Origin of the sequence: Paenibacillus sp. FSL E2-0201 (assembly GCF_037963325.1) — a bacterium.
Taxonomy (GTDB): Bacteria; Bacillota; Bacilli; order Paenibacillales; family Paenibacillaceae; genus Paenibacillus_AQ.
This window is the reverse complement of sequence record NZ_CP150154.1, coordinates 5,225,839-5,247,092: the sequence shown is the minus strand read 5'-3', so window position 1 is coordinate 5,247,092 and position 21,254 is coordinate 5,225,839. Positions and strand designations below refer to the sequence as shown.

General features: G+C 44.8%; 18 protein-coding genes. 16 read left to right on the top strand and 2 right to left on the bottom strand.

Annotated elements, in window-relative coordinates:
- The first annotated feature begins 80 nt into the window (after positions 1 to 80).
- The 6 genes from NSU15_RS23700 (at position 81) to leuS (ending at position 6,972) form a co-directional block, all read left to right on the top strand.
- On the top strand, positions 81 to 530 hold the full coding sequence (locus NSU15_RS23700) for a DUF523 domain-containing protein (RefSeq protein WP_339287749.1): 450 nt from the start codon (positions 81 to 83) through the stop codon (positions 528 to 530).
- A gap of 204 nt (positions 531 to 734) precedes the next feature.
- Positions 735 to 1,880: a cysteine desulfurase family protein gene (locus NSU15_RS23695; RefSeq protein WP_076117382.1), complete on the top strand. Its 1,146-nt coding sequence runs from the start codon at positions 735 to 737 to the stop codon at positions 1,878 to 1,880.
- Between the two features lie 100 nt (positions 1,881 to 1,980).
- Positions 1,981 to 2,502 (top strand): PRC-barrel domain-containing protein, encoded by a 522-nt coding sequence (locus NSU15_RS23690; protein WP_042130435.1) that lies wholly within the window; start codon positions 1,981 to 1,983, stop codon positions 2,500 to 2,502.
- 14 nt (positions 2,503 to 2,516) lie between these two features.
- On the top strand, positions 2,517 to 2,726 hold the full coding sequence (locus NSU15_RS23685; protein ID WP_036677557.1) for a hypothetical protein: 210 nt from the start codon (positions 2,517 to 2,519) through the stop codon (positions 2,724 to 2,726).
- Positions 2,727 to 2,939: 213 nt separating this feature from the next.
- A complete protein-coding gene (locus tag NSU15_RS23680; RefSeq protein WP_042130433.1) occupies positions 2,940 to 4,007 on the top strand; it encodes an AI-2E family transporter in 1,068 nt (355 codons plus the stop codon).
- A gap of 514 nt (positions 4,008 to 4,521) precedes the next feature.
- Positions 4,522 to 6,972: a leucine--tRNA ligase gene (gene leuS, locus NSU15_RS23675; RefSeq protein WP_339287747.1), complete on the top strand. Its 2,451-nt coding sequence runs from the start codon at positions 4,522 to 4,524 to the stop codon at positions 6,970 to 6,972.
- Between the two features lie 59 nt (positions 6,973 to 7,031).
- Here the strand turns inward: leuS and comER are convergent, their stop codons facing one another.
- Positions 7,032 to 7,883: a late competence protein ComER gene (gene comER / locus NSU15_RS23670; RefSeq protein ID WP_339287745.1), complete on the bottom strand. Its 852-nt coding sequence runs from the start codon at positions 7,881 to 7,883 to the stop codon at positions 7,032 to 7,034.
- Between the two features lie 187 nt (positions 7,884 to 8,070).
- Between comER and NSU15_RS23665 the strand changes: the two genes are divergently transcribed.
- The 6 genes from NSU15_RS23665 to NSU15_RS23640 all read left to right on the top strand — a co-directional run bounded on the left by NSU15_RS23665 (position 8,071) and on the right by NSU15_RS23640 (position 16,036).
- Positions 8,071 to 8,727: a ComEA family DNA-binding protein gene (locus NSU15_RS23665; RefSeq protein WP_076117377.1), complete on the top strand. Its 657-nt coding sequence runs from the start codon at positions 8,071 to 8,073 to the stop codon at positions 8,725 to 8,727.
- A 115-nt stretch (positions 8,728 to 8,842) separates the two neighbouring features.
- A complete protein-coding gene (locus tag NSU15_RS23660) occupies positions 8,843 to 9,361 on the top strand; it encodes a dCMP deaminase family protein (RefSeq protein WP_339287744.1) in 519 nt (172 codons plus the stop codon).
- A 111-nt stretch (positions 9,362 to 9,472) separates the two neighbouring features.
- On the top strand, positions 9,473 to 12,175 hold the full coding sequence (locus NSU15_RS23655; protein WP_339287743.1) for a ComEC/Rec2 family competence protein: 2,703 nt from the start codon (positions 9,473 to 9,475) through the stop codon (positions 12,173 to 12,175).
- A 1,117-nt stretch (positions 12,176 to 13,292) separates the two neighbouring features.
- Complete coding sequence (locus NSU15_RS23650; protein ID WP_052414701.1) at positions 13,293 to 13,832, top strand: RNA polymerase sigma factor; 540 nt, start codon at positions 13,293 to 13,295, stop codon at positions 13,830 to 13,832.
- Positions 13,829 to 14,947, top strand: coding sequence for a hypothetical protein (locus NSU15_RS23645; protein ID WP_339287742.1), 1,119 nt, complete (start codon positions 13,829 to 13,831; stop codon positions 14,945 to 14,947). Before NSU15_RS23650 ends, NSU15_RS23645 begins: the two co-directional genes overlap by 4 nt.
- Before the next feature lie 72 nt (positions 14,948 to 15,019).
- On the top strand, positions 15,020 to 16,036 hold the full coding sequence (locus NSU15_RS23640) for a LacI family DNA-binding transcriptional regulator (protein ID WP_339287741.1): 1,017 nt from the start codon (positions 15,020 to 15,022) through the stop codon (positions 16,034 to 16,036).
- A 400-nt stretch (positions 16,037 to 16,436) separates the two neighbouring features.
- Here the strand turns inward: NSU15_RS23640 and NSU15_RS23635 are convergent, their stop codons facing one another.
- Positions 16,437 to 17,387 carry a sugar kinase gene (locus NSU15_RS23635; protein ID WP_339287740.1) on the bottom strand — a complete coding sequence of 317 codons (951 nt, stop codon included), beginning with the start codon at positions 17,385 to 17,387 and terminating at the stop codon, positions 16,437 to 16,439.
- Between the two features lie 345 nt (positions 17,388 to 17,732).
- Between NSU15_RS23635 and NSU15_RS23630 the strand changes: the two genes are divergently transcribed.
- From NSU15_RS23630 to NSU15_RS23615, 4 genes are all read left to right on the top strand, one after another.
- Positions 17,733 to 18,374 carry a bifunctional 2-keto-4-hydroxyglutarate aldolase/2-keto-3-deoxy-6-phosphogluconate aldolase gene (locus NSU15_RS23630; protein ID WP_042130419.1) on the top strand — a complete coding sequence of 214 codons (642 nt, stop codon included), beginning with the start codon at positions 17,733 to 17,735 and terminating at the stop codon, positions 18,372 to 18,374.
- Between the two features lie 235 nt (positions 18,375 to 18,609).
- Positions 18,610 to 18,846 (top strand): hypothetical protein, encoded by a 237-nt coding sequence (locus NSU15_RS23625; protein ID WP_139328458.1) that lies wholly within the window; start codon positions 18,610 to 18,612, stop codon positions 18,844 to 18,846.
- A 375-nt stretch (positions 18,847 to 19,221) separates the two neighbouring features.
- On the top strand, positions 19,222 to 19,770 hold the full coding sequence (locus tag NSU15_RS23620) for a sigma-70 family RNA polymerase sigma factor (RefSeq protein ID WP_036677530.1): 549 nt from the start codon (positions 19,222 to 19,224) through the stop codon (positions 19,768 to 19,770).
- Positions 19,767 to 21,014 carry a zf-HC2 domain-containing protein gene (locus NSU15_RS23615; protein WP_339287739.1) on the top strand — a complete coding sequence of 416 codons (1,248 nt, stop codon included), beginning with the start codon at positions 19,767 to 19,769 and terminating at the stop codon, positions 21,012 to 21,014. Before NSU15_RS23620 ends, NSU15_RS23615 begins: the two co-directional genes overlap by 4 nt.
- Positions 21,015 to 21,254 lie beyond the last annotated feature (240 nt).

The window sequence follows — 21,254 nt, the reverse complement described above, 5'->3', positions numbered from 1 at the left end:
AGCTCAAATTCAGCATGTTATGCTCGAAATATTTCTTATTATAAACGATGCGGAATGAATGAAGAAAGATGTGCTCATTGGTGATTCTGGTAAGCTCTTGTCTAGCTGGTATGAAGGTAAGATATAATGGAACGGATTGTTTGGACGAGATGATCCAGAAACTTTTGAATGAGGATAAAGCCATTGCGGTGTGTCCGGAGTTACTAGGAGGATTCTCTACGCCTAGGGAGCCATCCGAAATCATTGGTGGAAATGGCGAGGATGTGCTGGCAGGGACGGCTAAAGTAGTGGATCGTTCAGGAACAGATGTTACAGATATGTATTTAAAGGGTGCTTATATTACGCTTGCAAAAGCTCAAGAGGTCTCAGCTACGATGGTAGTGCTCAAAGAAAACAGTCCTTCTTGCGGCAGCGCCATGATTTATAACGGGGAATTCAAGGGGAAGAAAATTGCAGGAAATGGCGTTACTACAGCTTTACTTAGGAAAAATGGCATTGAGGTAACCTCTGAAGAGAACTGGTTATTATAATCCTAGCTTTCATAGGGAAATGATTACAATATTGTGTTCTTTCGCTTGTGGAAAACTCACTTCTCGCGCGGTATAATTTAATAGTTCCAAGTATAAACGCCTTCGGCGTCCTTCTTAGGACGGTTAGCGTTTAAGCGAGAAATATATACCTTCCTATATTTTAGATTAACTAGTTTCCTATACTCTAGAAGCGGAGAAATGATTATGAAATCCATCTATTTGGACCACGCCGCATCAACCCCGGTTCATCCCGAGGTGGCTAAGGTCATGTTGAATATAATGACAGAACAATACGGAAATGCGTCTAGTGTACATCAGTTCGGACGTTCAGCTAAAAGAATATTGAATGGGGCGCGCGATTCGATCGCCGCCTTTTTGGGCTGTTCATCTGAAGAGTGGGTGTTCACTGGAGGCGGCACAGAGAGTGACAATTTAGCGCTCTATGGAGCAGCAGCGGCAGTTTCCCATAAAGGAAAACATATTATCACCACCCAGATCGAACATCATGCAGTGTTACATACCTGCGAAGAGCTAGAGAAGGAAGGTTTCAAAGTAACCTATCTTCCTGTGGATTCGTCGGGCAGGGTATCCGTAGCAGACATAGAGGCAGCATTGCAGGAAGACACGGTGCTGATCAGCGTAATGTATGCCAATAATGAAGTAGGCACCGTTCAACCGATTCAAGAGATTGGTCAGCTCGCTAGAGAACGAGGCATTCTGTTCCATGTTGATGCTGTACAAGCTCTAGGTGCACTGCCAATTAAACTCCGAGAACTTCCCGTAGATTACATGAGCTTCACAGCTCACAAAATCAATGGGCCACAAGGGATAGGGGGTCTTTACGTTCGAAGCGGAGCACCACTACATCCTAGACTTCATGGAGGCCTTCAGGAGCGTGGCAGACGCGCCGGAACGGAAAATCTAGCAGGAGCCGCTGGATTCGCCAAAGCCGTTGAAATAGCGGTTACGGGTCTCTCAGAACGTCAACAAAATATGAAGCGCCTGCGCAATACACTACTTGAGACACTGGATACTCTGATTGGACGGGAGAGTTACTCGCTTAACGGTAATTCTGAGCATTTTTTACCTAGTATACTGAACTTGAGCTTCCCAGGGGCTGGGACAGATGTTATGCTGATGAACCTGGATATGGAGGGGATTGCAGCAGCGAGCGGTTCGGCTTGCACGTCAGGATCACTGGAAATATCTCATGTTCTGAAAGCAATGGGACTTCCCCAAAATATTTTAGAGTCCGCGATTCGATTTAGTATCGGTTTGGGTAATACTACTGAAGAAATCGAGTACGTTGCTCAAAAAGTTGAAACCATTTTGAAACGCCTACGTAAATGAGACTAGTTACTTTTAGGTTTCGATCTGTATCGGGGCGATTCGGGCTTTTGGCTTTCTGAGAACTCGTAAGTACACTCAAAGTGAGGGGAACGAGGCAGCCATGAGACTTCAAGATCTGATCGGCTTGGCTGTATATGAAGTTGAAGAGGGTAATGAAATCGGCAAGATTGTCGATATTCTGCTCGATTCAAACTGGAATATTACGGGTATTGAACTGGAAAGCAAATCTTTTTTTGGCGGCCATGTGAAATTTGTGGCATGGAAAGATATTGTGGCCTACGGCGAGGATGCTGTCATGATTCGTAGTAAAGAGTCGATTGATAAGACAGATGCCGATCATATACCTTGTACATTTCTACTTGGAAAGAACAAACTTAAGGATTTAAAAGTACTGACTACAACGGGAACTATACTTGGACGAATATCGGATGTTTATTTTGACCAAAAGTTGGGAAACACAATAGGAGCGCTGGAAATCAGTGACGGGCTTGTGACTGATTTGATCGAAGGCCGCAAATGGCTGCCTTGTTCTGATGAGATGTCCATTGGTGAGAATGCTTTAATGGTTCCTGCGATGAGCGAAGAACGGCTACAAAAAGCCATTAATATTGTTAACGGATAGGTGGAATGTATTATATGAAGTGTCCAAACTGCAACTCTAAAGATATCGGAAAAATTGGTTCCCACCAGTTCTATTGCTGGGGCTGTTTCATTGAATTAACGGTAAACGGTGAGAAAATGTCGGTGTATCAGGTTGAAGAAGACGGTACACTCAGCTCGCTGGACGATCTGTTCTCCGGGGATGATATGACTCAGGATTTCCCACAAATTCATGCGTCGTCATAACGATGAATCTTGCTTTGTAAGCGAGAATGATCTATGTACTTAAGCGTCAATTTCCTTTCAGCTGAAATCAGCTGCAGGGTTATTGGCGCTTTTTTTGGGACAAGCACCTCACTTTGTGGGGTTATTTTGTGTGCTTGATGGTTATTTTGCTGCGGCCATACATATACTTATTTACGAAGCTAGTCCAGGCTATAGCCGCAGGAGGGTACACTCATGGAGCAATGGTCCCAAAGTAAGTGGTTCCGCTGGATGATCGGAGTGCTGCTCTCCCTGATCATTTTGTATTTTGTTTGGTTACTTCGTCCAATGCTGCAGGGGATATTTGTGTTTTTGAAGGCAATCCTCGCTCCATTTCTGGCAGCTATGATTATTTCCTACGTGCTGAATCCCGTCGTTAGTATGCTGGCCGGACGGAAGATGCCGCGTAGTGTGGCTGTTCTACTTATATATGCAGTGTTCCTAACGGCGATCGCGGTAATTGCAATTAACCTTATCCCGATGTTTATCGAGCAGCTTGAAGAGTTAAATGAACATTTGCCAGAGATGACCCTGCAAGCCCAAGGGCTAATGCGACATATGAATTCTAGACTAATCCCGCCCGGGGTCGAGATGGGGATGAACAACTGGTTTTTTCAACTGGAGAGTCGTCTCGCAGAAGGAATTTCTAATTTTCTCGATAATATAGGGACAACGATTAATGTGCTGTTCAATGCTTTTATCGTACCGTTTCTAGTGTTCTATATTCTGAAGGATTTTGACGTGTTTGAACGGACGGTGGTCTCTTGTCTGCCTCGCGCACGTCGTAAGTCTATTGTAACCTTGTTAAAAGATATCGATGATGCACTTGGCAACTACATTCGTGGACAGTTTCTGGTCTGCATTATTATAGGTGTGCTTGCCTATATTGGTTATGCCATCATCGGAATGCCATATGCCTTACTGTTCGCCAGTGTGGTGGCAGTGTTCAATATTGTTCCGTATATGGGTCCCTTTTTGGGGGCTGCGCCAGCCATTGTAATGGCTTCAACCGTTTCTTTTCGTTTGGTGCTGTTGGTTGCAGTGGTTAACACAGTGTGCCAAATTGTGGAGAGTAACATTATTTCACCTCAGGTGGTGGGGAAGAAGCTGCACTTGCATCCGTTGCTCATTATTTTTGCGCTTCTGGTTGGCGGTGAATTGGCGGGAATGATCGGACTTATCCTTGCTGTACCGTTCTTCGCGGCTGGAAAAGTCGTTATTCAACACTTTATGACGTATTTAATCAAACGAAAGCCTGTTTAAAAGGGTTAAAACATTGACTATAGTCAACTGTTTTGTATATAATGTTGGGGAATATTACTGATGAACAATCAGTACATATAGTTGATCGATGATGAGGAGTATTAATTCTATACCGTTATTGCAGAGAGCCGGCACTAAGGTGCGAGCCGGTTAACGGAACGGAGTGAACTCACCTCGGAGTAACGGCGCAAGTTTCAGGATATTCGTTAAACTTAACGGAAGTCCTAGGTGAACCGCCGTCGCCTCACCCCCGATAAAGGGTGCAAAGTGAGTGGCAGAATAAAGTATATTCAGCCGCTAACTAGGGTGGTACCACGGGAATTATAACCTCTCGTCCCTAGCGATAATACGCTAGGGATGGGAGGTTTTTTTGTAAATATAAGAGGGTATAGGTTTCACGAAATACTTCATGTCTTATATTTCTCGCATAAACGCTTACCGTCCTTATAAGGATGTCGATGGCGGGTATGCTTGGTTAAGAAATCTATAGTAATACTCCAAGGAGGAGCAGACAATGAGCGACAATCAAACAAACAGTGTACCTGCCGGCGGTTACCGGGCGCAGGCTATTGAGCCCAAGTGGCAAAAGTTCTGGGATGAGAACAAAAGTTTCAAGACAGGTGAAGATCCAACCAAACCGAATTTCTATGCACTGGATATGTTCCCGTACCCTTCAGGTGCAGGGCTGCACGTAGGTCATCCAGAAGGCTACACAGCAACGGATATCGTATCCCGTTATAAACGGATGCGTGGTTATAACGTGCTGCACCCTATGGGCTGGGATGCTTTTGGACTTCCGGCAGAGCAGTATGCGATGGATACGGGTCAGCATCCGCGTGACTTTACGGATAAGAACATCGATAATTTCCGTCGTCAGATCAAATCGCTGGGATTCTCCTACGACTGGGATCGCGAGATCAGTACTACAGATCCAGACTACTATAAATGGACGCAGTGGATTTTCATCCAGTTGTACAACAAAGGCTTGGCTTATGTAGCAGAAGTACCTGTTAACTGGTGTGAAGCACTGGGTACAGTACTTGCAAACGAAGAAGTTATTGATGGGAAAAGTGAGCGCGGAGGACATCCGGTTGTCCGCAAACCGATGCGTCAATGGATTCTGAGAATTACTGAATACGCTGAGCGTCTACTGGAAGATCTGGAAGAGCTGGATTGGTCTGAAAGTATCAAGGATATGCAGCGCAACTGGATCGGTAAATCCACAGGCGCAGAAGTAAACTTTGAAATTGAAGGTCACGATGCCAGCCTGACTGTGTTTACAACACGTCCAGATACATTGTTCGGAGCAAGCTACTGCGTTTTGGCACCAGAGCATGAACTGGTTGATGCCATTACAACAGAAGCACAACGTACAGCGATTGCAGAATATCGTGTGAAAGCTTCTCATAAGAGCGATCTGGAACGTACAGATTTGGCCAAAGAGAAGAGCGGTGTATTCACGGGAGCGTATGCAATCAATCCTGTGAATGGCGCTAAGGCACCGATCTGGATTGCAGATTATGTACTTGCCGGATACGGAACAGGAGCAATCATGGCGGTTCCAGGTCATGATACACGTGACTGGGAGTTTGCTAAACAATTTGGTCTGAATATCGTGGAAGTCGTGCGAGGCGGTAATATTGAAGAAGAGGCTTATTCCGGAGATGGACCGCATGTCAATTCTGAATTCTTGAACGGACTTAAGAATGAAGAAGCGATTGCGAAGATGATTGCTTGGCTGGAAGAGAAGGGCGTAGGTAAAGGTAAAGTAACCTATCGTCTGCGTGATTGGCTGTTCAGTCGTCAACGCTACTGGGGAGAGCCGATTCCAATTCTGCATCTGGAAGATGGAACAATGAAGACTGTTCCAGTTGATCAACTGCCGCTGGTACTGCCGGATGTAGATGCAATCAAACCATCGGGTACTGGGGAGTCTCCACTTGCCAATGTAACAGAGTGGGTGGAAACGATCGATCCTGAGACTGGTATGAAGGCTCGCCGTGAGACCAACACCATGCCGCAATGGGCGGGCAGCTGCTGGTATTACCTGCGTTATATTGATCCGAAAAACGATCAAGAGCTATGCTCCCCTGAGAAGCAAAAAGCATGGCTTCCAGTGGATCTGTACATTGGCGGAGCGGAGCATGCCGTACTTCACTTGCTCTATGCACGTTTCTGGCACAAGGTGCTTTATGATATCGGCGTAGTGGAAACGAAAGAGCCTTTCCATAAGCTGGTTAACCAAGGCATGATTCTTGGAAATAACAATGAAAAAATGAGTAAATCACGCGGAAATGTCATCAACCCTGATGAAATTGTTGAAGCTTTCGGTGCAGATACACTGCGTGTCTATGAAATGTTTATGGGCCCTCTGGAAGCAACCAAGCCTTGGAATGAAAAAGGTGTGGAAGGGGTTCACCGGTTCTTATCCCGTGTATGGCGCCTGTTCGTGAATGAGGAAGGGAAGCTCAATTCCAAAATCACAGCAGATGGCGGTACGGATGAGTTCAAACGTACTTGGCACAAAACGATTAAGAAAGTGACTGAGGATTTCGAGCATCTGCGTTTCAATACGGCGATTAGCCAGTTGATGATTTTCATTAACGATGCCTACAAGCAAGAAACGTTGTCCCACGAAGCTGCGGAACACTTTGTACAAATGTTGTCGCCACTGGCGCCGCATATTGCTGAAGAACTGTGGCAACTGCTTGGACATGAAGGAAGCATCAGCTACGTAACTTGGCCAACTTATGATGAAGCATGGACAGTCGATGCTGAGGTTGAAATCGTTATTCAGGTGAATGGTAAAATCGTACAACGCGCACTGATCCCGCTGGATATGGGTCAGGAAGAAATGCAAGCTCATGCACTGTCACTCCCGAATGTGAGTGCTGCTGTAGAAGGTAAAACCGTACGCAAGATAATTGCGGTTCCTGGCAAGCTTGTGAATATTGTAGTGGGTTAAGCGAAGAACGCAATTTTGCCCGCAGCATCGGAGAAATCCGTGCTGCGGGCTTTGTTGTTCTAACGCTCTTTAGGACCTTTATTAATAGTTTCATGTCCGAATAGTTCATCAAGCTTAATGACATCCTCATCATATTTATCATGTGTAGTCGTGATGAGGCGTTCAAATACACCTTCTAGACTGGTACGCAAGTGATTTAGTGCTTCAGCGGTAATGCCGCCGCGAACTGCAACCCGGTCTTGAAGCTCTTGAGGGGTGAACTCTCCTTCTGTCAGCAATTTGCCTGTTCCAAGCAGCATTTCACCAGCAAGTCGGCTGATTAATGTCTCTTCAATTCCGGTGGCCTCAACGGCTGCTTCAATCCAGCGCTCAATGAAATAGCTTAAGAACGCAGGCCCACAGCTGGAGAAATCAGAAGCGATTCGGGTATGTGCTTCTTGGATTTCTAAGGGAACACCTATGAAAGACAATAGCTGTAGCAGTACAAGCCTGTCTTCTTTATTAAGCCTGCTGCCAAATATGCACAATGAAGTCCCACTCTTGACGCAATGCGTAATGCTTGGGATGATCTTGGCAATTTTGGACGGCAAAGCGGATTCCAGATGATGCAATTGAACTGGACTTGTAATGGATACGACGATTTGCTCACTCCGGAGACAAGAGCCGATCTCATCTGTTAATGTTTTAAATTCAAGTGGCTTTACGCATAAAAAAACGATATCACTTCCTAACGCTGTCTCCCTATTGCTTCCGCAAATGGAAATGCCGGGGTGACGCTTCTCAAGCTCCAGCAGCTTGTTCAGGCTGCGGTTGCTGGCAAGCACATCACACGGCTCTAGCGCTCCGGAAGAAAGAAAGGCGTCGATCAGCAGGCTGCCCATGCTGCCTGTTCCGATAAATCCTACATTCACCTGTGGTTCCTCCTTTCTAGCGTTGCTTTTTAACTAACTGACATGAATTCTCTTCGTTATATGTATGCAAGATAGCCTTGGACAAATGACAGGTTTTGTATGAATTATTAAAGGGAATTCCAATTAAAGGAATGTATGAAGATTCAGAAAAAAGTATAGGACGATTTTCCGTGAGGAGGAGCGCATTTTGAACAAAGGAAGAATAGTGCTCGGAGTGGCTGTAGCTCTTGTGGGCAGTGGATTGCTATGGGTTGGTGGGAGTAAGGGAAATTCCGGCATTGCCGGATGGGAAACCTTGAATGCGAGTATGGAACAAACGATTGGAATCGCTGACCCTGATGAAGCTTCGGCGATAGTGGGCAAAGAGGGAAGTCAAGAGACGAAGGATCAAAAGAAAAATGCCGGGAAGGCTGAAGCTAGTGATAGGTCTGATGTCGCTGAGAAGGTTAAGGATGGTGAACAAGCGGATCACGCTGCCTCAACTCCAGCAGATGAAAAGGGGACGACAACTGCTGGGCAGAATGCCGCGGGGGATAGGATGGAGTCTGGGGGCCAAACGCAAACAGGGGGAGGAGACCAAACACCAGCAGGGGGTAACGCAGCTGCGTCAGCGGGAGCGCTGGATGTACCCACGCCAGCTGCTTCTCAGGAAGGTAAAGTAAATGTGAACACTGCAGGAGCTAGGGAGCTGATGGATCTCCCGGGCATCGGAGAGAAGAAGGCTCAGGCTATGATCGATTACCGCAACCGTGAAGGGGCTTTTCGTAATCTGTCTGATTTGGGGAAGGTCAAGGGCATCGGACCCAAAATGCTGGAAAAGTTAAAGCCGTTAGTAGTTTTTTGAAGATAAGATGGTATTGAAATTGCTGTTGAATGTACTAAAACCGTTGTCCTAGTGAAAACTTGCGGGGATGTGTTACAATAGTTAACAACTATTTAGAAGGATATGGAGATTGATTATGACTGCTACCTATCGTAAAGACTGGGATACTTATTTCATGGACATTGCTTGCATGGTTTCAACTCGTTCACGCTGCAATCGTAGACATGTAGGTGCTGTGCTGGTACAAGGAAAAAAGCTGCTTGGTACCGCCTATAACGGGGCGCCAATGGGCGTACCAGATTGCTCGGAGGCAGGCTGTATGCTCTCGGAACAATATGAGATGGAGATCGTGGATGGCGTAGAGACTATGGTGAAGAAACAGCGCTGTATTCGCACGATTCATGCAGAACAGAATCTTTTGCTATTTACAGACAGGATCGATCGGGAAGGCAGTACCGTCTATGTGACAGATGAGCCTTGCTGGACATGCGCTAATATGCTGGCGAACAGTGGTATAGTGGAAATCGTGTATTATCGTCCTTATCGCAAGGATATGGAAAAGGTTGAAGCAATGATGGCTGCCAAGGGTATCGTCTTCCGCCAATTGGAGAATTATGAACCGCCTAGTGAAACGATGATCAAAGTGTCGGAGTAGCTGTAATGTCCAACATTAATTCAATAAGATGACTTGAGGAAGAACCTCTCGTGCGCTTTTATGGCGTATGCAGAGGTTCTTTTTTTTGCTTGAGAAAGGAGGGATAGGGACATGAAGGAAAGACCCTTATTAGGCTTTACAGTGTGCTGGGTGGCTGGAAGCGCAGCGGCTTGCTTATGCACAGGGAGCGGACTACTGCTCTCGTGGGCTGGATTAATATTTTTACTGGTGAGCCTGATGATGTGGGAAACAATGAGCTGGCAATACATAGCCGTGTTGTGTTTGTCCATTTCATTAGGTGCTGGATATTGGGAGTGGAACGAAGCTCGCAACATTAGCGGAATTCCTGAATTACTGGATAGGTCGACTGCAGAGCTGAGTGGGAGTCCTGTGGAAGCTAGAGGTACGATCGTTTCTGTCGTGGAACGGGACGGGGATCGGGTTGATTTTACGATGAAGCTCTCACATATGGATCTACTTGCAGAGGATGAAGAGAAAGCATCTGATCCTGCGGATGAACAGGAGAAAAGAGTACAGGGGGAGTTAATCGCAGTGCAGATCAAACTTCTGACCGAGCAAGAAATTACTGTCACTGCGGAATGGCGGAGAGGGGATGAAGTGCTGCTTAATGGTGTGCTGGAAGAGCCGGCAGAAGCGCGTAATTTTGGAGGCTTCGATTATCGTGCCTATTTACATACGAAGAAGATTCACTGGCTTTTGAAGGGTCAGGGAGTGGAAAATGTGAGGGTAACCGTTCCAGATTCATGGAGTCCGTTAACGATTTTTCGCTTAAATGATAGTGCGCGGACGGTCCTTGGGGCAGAACTGGATCAACTTTTTGGGCAGCGTCACTCTGGATATATGAAGGGTTTAATCATTGGTATGCAGGATGATCTCGATCCGGATACCTTTAAGCAGTTTTCTCAGATCGGGTTGACACATATTCTCGCCATTTCAGGTATGCATGTGGCTGTGTATGTAGGTGTTCTTTTATTTCTGTTCAGGCGCTTACGCCTGACAAAAGAGACCGCGCTAACGCTAACTTTTATACTCGTTCCTGTTTATGTCCTCTTGTCAGGTGCGGGTCCGTCCATTGTGCGAGCGGGGTTGATGAGTATGATTGCCTTGCTTGCTGCACGGGTTGGGATGCTGAAGGATGGTCTGAATATTTTGGCGGCATCGGCATTAGTTATGTTGATCTGGAATCCTTATATGCTGCTCAGTGTAAGCTTTCAGCTGTCTTTTCTAGTAACCTTAGGCTTGATGGTCTACGTTCCGCTTATGAATCCTCTTCTGAGTGCACTGCCACGCTGGCTTAAAGGTGCCGTCTCTGTGACTCTTGTAGCCCAGCTGGTCTCATTTCCGCTTACGATTTATTACTTTAATCAGTTTTCGCTGTTGTCCTTTGCCGCCAATTTGGTCTTTGTGCCTTTTATTACTTTTGTAGTTTTGCCACTAGGGACGCTTGCGCTATTGCTTGGACGGTTGTGGGAAGATGCTGCGGGGATGTTGGCACATATAACTGAGCTTTTTAATAACGCTACTTTTTACGCTGTGGAGTGGATCAATGGATTCGCTGGTGGAGTTCTGATTTGGGGCTCGCCATCATTGCTGTGGGTCGGGGTGTACTATGTTTTGTTGTATTGTCTGTTGTATGTTGCCAAGCTAAGAAAGGAAGCTCGTGCTGCACCGCAGTATATGGAGGATGAGACGAGACCATTAGCGGAGGTTGGTTTGAACAGCCCTGGGCGCAGTGGTTATGGTGGTCGTAGTGGACACGGGGGAATGGGGAATTCGCAGTATCTTAATATTGCAGCGCCTTTGCTCGTACATTGGAGCGGAGTGATTGTTCTGGTGTCGGTACTTGGACTGGGGATCTTGCTGTACAAAGGTTATCAGTCGGAGAGTCAGGCAGGGAAAGGTACGATTAGTTATCTGGATATCGGACAAGGCGACAGTATACTCATAACTACACCGAGCGGAGCCCATATTTTAGTGGACGGTGGAGGAACTTTAAACTTTGGTCAAAAAGAAGAGTGGCGCGTTCGCCGAAGTCCGTTCGAGGTAGGAGCTAAAGTACTGGTGCCCTTGCTTAAAAAACGCGGCATCCACCGTTTAGATGCGATTATTTTGACACATGGAGATCAGGATCATGCCGGAGGACTCCAAGCTGTTGTGGAAGATATTCCGGTCTCGGCGTTGCTTTTTAATGGGACGATTACGGATCGCGAGTCTTATATGGAATTGATGAGGACTGCGCTGGAGCGGAATGTTCAGCTGTATGCTGTGCATCAAGGAATGATCCTTACCCCGGATGATGCGACAGAGCTGTCTTTTTTATGGCCGGAGGGAAGGAGTGGAGAGGCGTCGGGTACTCCGCCGTTGAATGAAGTCCCACTACTGGAAGAGCAGAATCACGATTCAGTGGCTTTTCGCTTAGAGATGAATGGAAGGAACTTTCTCTTCACCGGTGATATGGATCTGGAAGCTGAGGAGGAGATTGTAGAGCTAGCCCGGCAAAAGGGCATCAGCACTGGACCTGTCATTGATGTGCTAAAGGTAGCTCATCACGGGAGTAAAACATCCACCGCTGAAGCTTGGCTGGAGTTCTGGAATCCTGAAGCAGCGGTAATTTCTGCGGGTGTTAATAATTTGTATGGTCACCCGAAAGCTGAGGTATTGGAGCGGTTGGAAGATCATCATGCAGCTATATTCCGGACGGATCAGCAGGGGGAGATACAGATGCGGGTGCGGGCGGAGGGGATTGCTGTGCGATATAAGTTGGGGGAGGAAGGGGTGGGAATAGATAAGTAAAGATAGGATATAGAGAAGGTAGGTAGAGATAGGAAAAGTAGGAGAAGGTGTGAAAGTAAAGGAGAATATTGGGGAGTAGGTAAATAGGGAAATAGGAAGGAAAGTGGGATGGAGTATTGGACTGACAGAGTATTGAAGGGGAGGTCGGGGTGCCTAGCTCCTCCCGTTACATAACTGCAACAGAACACATAAGCACATTACGTTGCACAAGATTGCACAAACTGCAACAGAACGCCCCAAGTTCCTCTTATTGCCAAAGTACAAAACAACATACTAGTCACCTCTCATCGAATATGCTACAAGAGAACACATAAAGCTTCTCATATCGAACGAAGTCCAAGAGAACACATAAAGCTTCTCTCATCGAAGAAAGTCCAAGAGAACACATAAAGCTTCCTTATCGAAGAAAGTCCAAGAGAACACATAAAGCTTCTCTTATCGAACGAAGTCCAAGAGAACACATAAAGCTTCCATATCGAAGAAAGTCCAAGAGAACACATAAAGCTTCCTTATCGAAGAAAGTCCAAGAGAACACATAAGGCTTCTCTCATCGAAGAAAGTCCAATAGAATGATTCGAACCAAGCGCCTCTCATTGCACTTTATGCAATAGAACGCACGTCGAAGTAGCTGAATCTTCATTCTATTGCACTTCGTACACTCAAAATGAGGAAAAACGCCTATTTCTCTGAAATTTAGCAGCATCTGTTGTATGAAGTGCAACAGAATCTCTTTTTACAGTAGAAAAATCTACTTCTATTGCACGAAATACAATAGAAAGCTATTTACGGATGTATCCGAGACATAGCAGATGGATTGGTCATTATGCCAGTAATTTAAACCACATGGAAAGTAAGTTTATCTGAAGATATAAGATATATGCGAATGTGCATTACACCTGCAATACATCCCGATTCCAGAGGATAAACCCTAATGTGTAGATTCTTTCTAATCCGACACACGAGCACCACCGATGGACGTTCACGCGTTCATCGGTGGTGTTTTTTAATAGACAGATATAGAGATTATGCTGTTAAGTAATATATAACCTAATTATTTATTTTAAAGGGAACTTTTTCAAGTTTGAAAAGTCTTATTAGGCAAGGGGTGAGACGAAACATGCTAAGCGAAGATATGCCATATGCAGAAGCGTATGCGTCCGAAATGACCTTGCGGGAAATGATGGAGGAGTATGGATCAGATGTGTGGAACTATGCTTTTTTCTTAAGTAGAAGCCGTGAGCAAGCGAATGATATTAGCCAAGAAGTGTTTTTGAAGGCATATAAAAATGTGGGGAAGTACCGGGGACAATCGTCGATGAAAACTTGGCTACTCACGATTACTAGAAATACAGCCTTTAGTTGGAGCAAAAATAGCTTTTGGCGCAGATTTATACCATTTGGGGATCAACCTGTCACTATAACTGCTCTGTCTGCAGAAAAAGAAGCGCTCGGCAAACAGTATGCGAACCGAATCTGGGAAATTATTATGACCCTACCAGATAAGAACAGAGAGGTGCTTGTACTGGATATTCAGCATGGACTATCGATCGGTGAAATGTCCGATTTACTGAATGTACCACAGGGGACTGTGAAATCTCGTCTCGCGCGAGCGAGGGAGAAGGTTAAGCAAGCCATCCAGAAGGAGGAGAGAGAATGAAAGGCAAAGCTGATGACAGTAACTCAGTGATGATCGGACAGAATGATTGGTATGCGCAAGCAGGCAAAAGACCTTTTATTGAGGATGGCTTTACACCTGAGCTGATGATGCGGATTGAGCAGGCTGCTGTGCTAAAAAATAAAAGCCATGGACGTTATCGGATTAACAAAAGTGTGCTACTGACCAGTGTGGCTATGATTTTGTTGATAGGTGCACTTAACTTGCCTATAGGAGCATGGAAGAGTCATGGTCCAGTCCAATCTTCATCGGTGCAGTCACAAGCTGCAGGGATATTACCTTCTTCTACTCCTGCTACTAATGACAAAGCGTTAGAGCCTCCGACAAGTCCGGCAGAGTTTGAGATTAGCGGTAAGAAATATTATATGCCTTTGCCAATGAGCAGAGATAAGACTAAAGCATATGCCGTTGAGACAACAGCGGGAATTCTCTGGTCGCCGCCACCCCCGATGGTTGACTACAAGAAGCCAAAGTATACACATCCTACAGAACCGTTCACCCTTTACCTGAGCTCGAAGGACCAGACGGAGTTATCGGCTTCTTCGGCTACTAGGATTTATACATTTCCTCTTTATGCGGGAGGGGCAAGTACTTATCAATATATGAATGGATTCTATGGAGCGGGAGATTATATCCTGCTGAGTTCCTCCACGCGAACTTTAGGTTCAGACAAACCGGAGAATGGTAGAATTTCTACGCTAAATGTTAAAAAAGCAGCGGCAGGGGAAACTGTGGTACCGATGGAGCTTACGAACTTTGATGAAACACTGTTAAGCTACAAGTATTTATTCGCTGTGGATAAGGAGAATGAATATCTCGTAATAAGTTACCTAGAATACCCGGTAGATAAGACATACCAAGACAAAACAGTGCTTTATGATCTAGAGACCTTAAGCATTCGATCAACTGCAACAACCAAAGGGTTTAAAGAGATAAAGGGAGAAACATTAACCATGGATTATGAAGTGGATGGGGTACTACGCAAAGCGGATATTATTGTGAAAGGTGGGCTAGGATGGATAGATGAAGATTGGGCCTTTTTATCAGAAGAGCAACGAAATGAGCTGTATCAGGAATTTATGAGTCAGACTCCCTAGTAGATAATTCACTAAATAAAAGCTATACTTTTTGATAAAGTATTTTCTTTTGAGAAGAGTGGAGCCGAAGAGATGAAGAAGTTGACGATTGATGATGTGGCTCAAAAAGCGGGAGTGTCGAAGAGTACGGTCTCTCAATTTTTGAATAAACGTTTTAAATATATGAGTGAAGCGACGAAGAATCGGATCGAGGCTGTGATCGAGGAGCTCAATTATCAACCAAATGGACTTGCACGCAGTCTGAAGCAGAATCGGACGCATATGGTCGGAATCATTGTTGCTAATATCGATTATTCGCTGTCTATCCAGTGTATTCGGGCGATCGAGAACGAGCTGCAACAACACGGAATCCAAGTAATCATTTGCAATGCCGATGAGAATGCGGAAAAAGAAAGCAAGTACGTAGAAACTTTAATCGCCCGCCAGGTGGACGGTTTGATTATTTTTCCGACGGGGAACAATCCATCTGCATACAGCCGACTGATCGAGGCGGATTTTCCGTTAGTGTTTATGGATCGTCTGGTAGATGGAATCACCACGCAGAGTTTGCTGCTCGACAATGAAATGGCGGCCAAGATAGGTGTGGGACAGCTGACACAACAAGGGCATGAGCGAATTGCTCTAGTCTCCCTTCCATTAGGTGAACATGCCATTACCCCTCGTAAAGAGCGGATCAGTGGTTATAAAAAAGCGATGGAAGAAGCCGGCATACCTCTGCGTGAGGAGTATATCTGTAGTGTGCCAAAAGAAGAATTAGCTACAGGACTGAAGCGCCTTTTAGCATTGCCGGACCCTCCGACAGCGCTATTGGCTACGAACGATATCACGCTAGCAGAGATTTTGAAATATGCGAATCGAAATGCCATCGCTATTCCAGAACAATTGTCTGTCATCGGGATAGATGATGCGGAGTTCGCGCAAATTTATAATCCGGTCATTACAACGATTCGTCAGCCTGCATACGAAATGGGTATGCAAGCCGCTAAAATTATACTCTCTTGTATTGAGGACAAGGGCGCTTCCGTTCCAATCACCTATCGATTCCCGCCGTCCTTACAACAAGGGCAATCTGTGAAGTCATATAACTGACTACAAGCTATAGAAGTACAAAAAAAGCCATTCCACAGATCAACTGTGAGACGGCTTTTTTTAATAATAAAACTCCCAAGCTGCTAGACTATAAGGCTGCAACGTTGTTGTTTCATCTTGTGGTTAATTGTACTTTCTGCAACTATTTTAGTTTGTGCTTCCTGGATTAAGAGTTTAATAGTATTTTGTGCAGTTATTTCTGCGGGAAATTGCTGACAGCGATGTTCACCTGGTTGTTAAATGTATAAAGTGCAATTAAAGCCGAGAAGAAACGATTTTGACTCGATATAGTTGTATAGAGTACAGCTATGTTGTGTAGATTTGGTTGCATTCAGCTATTTATGAGAATTACAGAAGTTTACTGAGATTATGTTGCGAAAGCTGACTCAAATCTATGTGCTTAATCCTCCTGCTGCATAAACTTCGCAAGCTCTTCACGAGTCGGAAGCCCATCCATATCGCCAGGCGACATGACGGCTAACGCGCCGATCGCATTGCCACGTTTGACAGCCTCGGCAATCGGAAACTTTTCCAGCATTGCACTGATTACGCCAACTGCAAATCCATCACCTGCACCAACGGTATCAACGACCTCTTCTACCTTAAATCCATCTACGTAGCCTTCTCCTTCAGCGGATTTATAGAAAGCGCCTTCAGGTCCGAGCTTAATGACGACTAAGCTGACCCCACGCGCCAGATAATAGTCTGCAATCTCTTCCGGCGTGCTTAGGCCTGTAAGAATCTTGCCTTCTCCGAGTCCCGGAAGGAACCAATCACAGCGTGTAGCCAGATCATTGATCGTGTTTACCATCGTTTCCGTATCCGGCCATAAGCTAGGGCGCAGGTTTGGATCTAGGGAGACAGTCTTGCCTTGTCTTTTCATAAATTCCATAGCGTGAACAGCGAATTCATGGCAGCTCTTGGATAAGGCGGCGGAGATGCTTGTCACGTGTAAATGTCCTGCAGCATTAAAGTATGCCTCGTCAAAATCAACCAGACTAAGCTTGGAGGCCGCGGAATTTTTGCGGAAGTATTCGACTTTAGGATCGCCGGTAACGACCTTTGATTTGATTAACATACCCGTAGAATTTTCTTTAGTAAAAGTAATGTTGTCGGTATCAATGTTCTCTTTCTTCATAGCTTGAGCAATAAAATGACCAAAGTTATCTTCACCAAGCTTCGTAACATAACCTGTAGGATGATTTAAGCGTGATAAGCCCGTAGCTACATTGCTCTCAGCACCTGCCAACGCTTTGGAGAATGAAAAGACTTCATGCAGGGGGCCTGTTTCATTCGCATAAAACATCGCCATCGGCTCCCCGAAAGTGACGGCATCCAGCTGTTTACTCATTTGAGTTCCTCCTAGGGTAATGAATTTATCCCAGTATAATGATGTGTAACTTGAAATTATCACATAAATCGGTTTTGTACAATAAAAGAATGAATATTGATCAAAAACATATTTTTAATAAAAGTAAAATAATTAGGTTTAAGTCCTTATTTTATAAGGGTTAATTGGTGAATTTGATGAAAATATATCATGATCTATATAAAATTGTATTGACTGTTACCCGTATTATTATTACTATCTCATTATAGATTATGTCGCAATAATTAGTAAATTTAATAAAAAAGTTTATCTAAATTAGTATTTCATATTCATCTACGATCGTACCAAGAGAAAGGGAGTCTACTGATGAAGAAAATGAAAGTATTGCAGAATGTGGCGTCCGTTGGAGTTGTAGCTGTTATTCGTGCTGATAGTGCTGAGGAAGCTTTTAAAATGTCCGTTGCCTGTATTGAAGGCGGTTTGAATAATATTGAAGTCACCTTCACGACTCCGGATGCGGATGTGGCGATAAAACGATTGGTTGCAGAGTACGGAGATCGCGCAGTGATTGGAGCAGGTACTGTACTTGATCCATTAACGGCCAGAATAGCCATTCTTGCAGGCTCGGAATTTGTGGTTAGTCCCTCTTTTGAAGCAGAGACAGCTAAGATGTGTAACCTTTATGGTATTCCATACATGCCTGGCTGCATGACATTAAATGAAATGAAGGAAGCGTTGAAGTTTGGAGTGGATGTGCTTAAGCTATTCCCTGGCAGTGCTTTTGGTCCGGATTATGTGAAAGCGGTTAAAGGTCCTATGCCGCATGTGAACATTATGCCAACAGGTGGCGTGGATCTGAATAATATGGAGAAGTGGATTGCCAACGGCTGTATAGCAGTAGGTATCGGGGGCAATTTGACTGCACCAGCGAAGGATGGCCGATATGATCAGATTACTGATCTTGCGGCTCAGTATGTGGCGAAGTTTAAAGAAGTAAAAGGAATTTAACTTTGTTTGTCTCATAAATTCAAATGGATCGATTATTGAAAGCTGTATGCTGACGGATGTCAGTTATACAGCTTTTTTTATGCTTATTTTTTGCTAATCACAATTTCTTGCAATATATGTTTTTCATAAAGTATAGAATGAGGACAAAGGCAATAAACTATAAAGTAGGAGAGTTATGATGTTTGACTGACGTCAACAAATTGGAATGGTTTATTATCGGACCGGGAGTGAGTATATGCCTGCTTATCATGATAAAAAGTTGTATCAAGCAGCTGATGAAGAGGATGCTGAATACGTAGAAATTGCATCGGCATTCCATGGTTGTAAGGTGACGGAAGGCCAGATCTATAGATTAGAGCGAAATTACAATAACCCGCATATTTTTGAGAATGGAGAGGCGTATGTTGTGGATGACGAAACTAGGGACAACTACGCAGTATTCTTACTCTGCAAGATTGTGTTATATAAATAGAGTTATGTGCTTAATTTTAGAGCCATTTCTTGTTTGCTGACGGCTTCTTTTCCGGCAGGAGGATAAGCCCTTTTCTTTTGGGAATGGGAGATAGTTCATGCCTAAACGCCTGCCGTCCTTATAGGGATGTTGAAGGCGTTTATACTTGTGTCATTTTTGTTATAAAGTTATTCAAAAGAGTATTTGAATGATTGAAGTTTCCCCTGTATGCTTAGTAGGAATTATTGGCTGCGAATTGTGCGTTAGCGCTTTATAAAAGATGGCTTAACATGACGTTCTAAGAAAAGTTTGGTATTCTAAAAATATTAATTACAGGGTTGCAACAAATTCGCAGTCTTGCGCGTCAGTAAGATTGCATAGAGAGGGGGAACCTTCGTGGTGGAGCAGGGACTCATCAGAGCCGCTCAAGCGGGCGATCGCGACGCTCTAATCACCCTATTGCGAGAAATTGAAGGGCATGTATATAAAACGGCCTTCTACATTTTGCATAATGAACAAGATGCACTGGATGCATCACAGGAGGCCTTGATCCGGGTTTATACCAAAATCGGTTCATATGAGGAAAAGGCCCAGTTCAAAACGTGGGTTCAGCGAATCGTTACCAATATTTGCATTGATAAATTCAGAAGAACTAAACCTACAGTTTCTATTGATGAACATGAAATGGTGTTTCAGGATAAACACAATGTGGAACGCGAAGTTCTATCCTCTTATTTAGCTGAGGATATACGTGAAGCGATTGATCAATTGCCCGAACATCATCGGACAGTCATTGTCCTACGCTATTTACAAGATTTTTCTTACAACGAGATTGCAGACTGCCTGGATTTGCCTTTGAATACAGTGAAATCATACCTGTTTAGGGCCAGACAGCAGCTGCAGAATAGACTTCAGGAGTACCAGAAAGGTGGTGTATCGGGATGAAATGCGCGGAGGTGATGGAATGGATGCACCGCTATTTAGACAAAGATTTGAGCCAAGATGAGATTGTTGAAATGTTCCGTCATATCGATAATTGTCCTTCCTGCGCGGAAGTCTTTGAGCGGCTGACACTTCTCTCCAATGAATTGGAGCAATTGCCAGACGTGAAACCCCCGTTTAGTCTGGTTGACTCTATTTTACCTCAGCTTGCAGAATTGGATCGAAGCAGTCGTGAACAAAGCGCTGTGAGAACCGAGGAGCCAGTTGTAGTTCCATTTTCACGTGAAAGCTCCCGCGGTAAAGCTTCCAAGGGAACCTCTATAGCAACACGGACAGGCATTGGAGCTATTGCAGCTGCTGTAATATTAGGGATCGCTATTTTTAATATGCCGGATAAAATGCCTGGGGCAGAGGTAGAACAAAGCTTACAATATAATGCTAATACAGCCAGCAATGATTCTGCTGATATGGCTATTGAATCGCAAGCTCAAGCTTCTACATCTGCTAGTTTAGATGAGGCTGCGCCTGCTAATAGCGGAACAGATTCCGGGGCTCTACCGGCTGCGCCTGGTGTGGATGAGGGTAACGCCCCATTAGATAGAGCAATGGGACCGGTTGATCCTGCGTCGATGCCGCCTTCCCCAACTGAAACTAATGCTGGATCGGGTGGACGATCGATACCGGAACCAACTAAAGATGTGAAGCCTAATCCTACTGAGAAGATTATGACGCCGAAGCCGGATGCAGTAACGAAAGTTCAACCCCCGGATGTTAGCGACACTAGTAATAATCAGCCCAAAGCGGATAAGAAGGATCAACCCGCTTCTATAGATAAGGGGGGCGCAGCTGATTTAGCGCCACCTACGCAGGAAGCATTAGATATTGCTAGTGACTATAGAAGAGAAGTTATGGGCTTTAACATTTCTTCGGATTCTACGGATTCTAATGTTCAGACTTGGACTTCACCTGATGGGCATTATGCGGTTGAGTTCGCTGGGTTACAGCTTGTAATATATAAGAATTCACCTGAAGGCTCAGTGGAAGATAGGACGGCAGTAACTTCTTATCCATTAGAAGGAAATTGGATTTCCGGAGAATGGTCGGCGGATAGCTCGCAGTTCACGTATGTGACGGAGAAAGATGGAGTTAATACTACCAAGGTGTACACTGTGCAAAAAGCGGGAATTACCTCTTCTACTCCGGCCGCGTCGCCATCAGCAACACCGGCTGCTTCGTCAACAAATTAATATGAGGCCGGAACATTTTTCGAAGTTTCGGAATATACTATAGCAACCGGACAGGAACTAGAGAGTATTGGATTTGCAGAACATCGGTATGACCGTCGGATGGGAAGTTTCTAGGGCTTTTCACTCCGGCGTTTATATAGATGCGCCGCTGAAACGGAGGAGCTTTGGCCATGGCTGCCAGAGTTTCTCCGTTTTTGCATGAAAAATAAGACATAAAGTATTGCGTGGAACTTATACTTT

What these genes read in the sequence shown, in the direction of transcription:
- NSU15_RS23640 (WP_339287741.1), top strand. Translation starts at nt 15,020, where the DNA reads ATGAAGAAGTTGACGATTGATGATGTGGCTCAAAAAGCGGGAGTGTCG.
- NSU15_RS23680 (WP_042130433.1), top strand. Translation starts at nt 2,940, where the DNA reads ATGGAGCAATGGTCCCAAAGTAAGTGGTTCCGCTGGATGATCGGAGTG.
- NSU15_RS23650 (WP_052414701.1), top strand. Translation starts at nt 13,293, where the DNA reads ATGCTAAGCGAAGATATGCCATATGCAGAAGCGTATGCGTCCGAAATG.
- NSU15_RS23615 (WP_339287739.1), top strand. Translation starts at nt 19,767, where the DNA reads ATGAAATGCGCGGAGGTGATGGAATGGATGCACCGCTATTTAGACAAA.
- leuS (WP_339287747.1), top strand. Translation starts at nt 4,522, where the DNA reads ATGAGCGACAATCAAACAAACAGTGTACCTGCCGGCGGTTACCGGGCG.
- NSU15_RS23660 (WP_339287744.1), top strand. Translation starts at nt 8,843, where the DNA reads ATGACTGCTACCTATCGTAAAGACTGGGATACTTATTTCATGGACATT.
- NSU15_RS23625 (WP_139328458.1), top strand. Translation starts at nt 18,610, where the DNA reads ATGCCTGCTTATCATGATAAAAAGTTGTATCAAGCAGCTGATGAAGAG.
- NSU15_RS23645 (WP_339287742.1), top strand. Translation starts at nt 13,829, where the DNA reads ATGAAAGGCAAAGCTGATGACAGTAACTCAGTGATGATCGGACAGAAT.
- NSU15_RS23655 (WP_339287743.1), top strand. Translation starts at nt 9,473, where the DNA reads ATGAAGGAAAGACCCTTATTAGGCTTTACAGTGTGCTGGGTGGCTGGA.
- NSU15_RS23635 (WP_339287740.1), bottom strand. Translation starts at nt 17,387, where the DNA reads ATGAGTAAACAGCTGGATGCCGTCACTTTCGGGGAGCCGATGGCGATG.
- NSU15_RS23690 (WP_042130435.1), top strand. Translation starts at nt 1,981, where the DNA reads ATGAGACTTCAAGATCTGATCGGCTTGGCTGTATATGAAGTTGAAGAG.
- NSU15_RS23630 (WP_042130419.1), top strand. Translation starts at nt 17,733, where the DNA reads ATGAAGAAAATGAAAGTATTGCAGAATGTGGCGTCCGTTGGAGTTGTA.
- NSU15_RS23695 (WP_076117382.1), top strand. Translation starts at nt 735, where the DNA reads ATGAAATCCATCTATTTGGACCACGCCGCATCAACCCCGGTTCATCCC.
- NSU15_RS23685 (WP_036677557.1), top strand. Translation starts at nt 2,517, where the DNA reads ATGAAGTGTCCAAACTGCAACTCTAAAGATATCGGAAAAATTGGTTCC.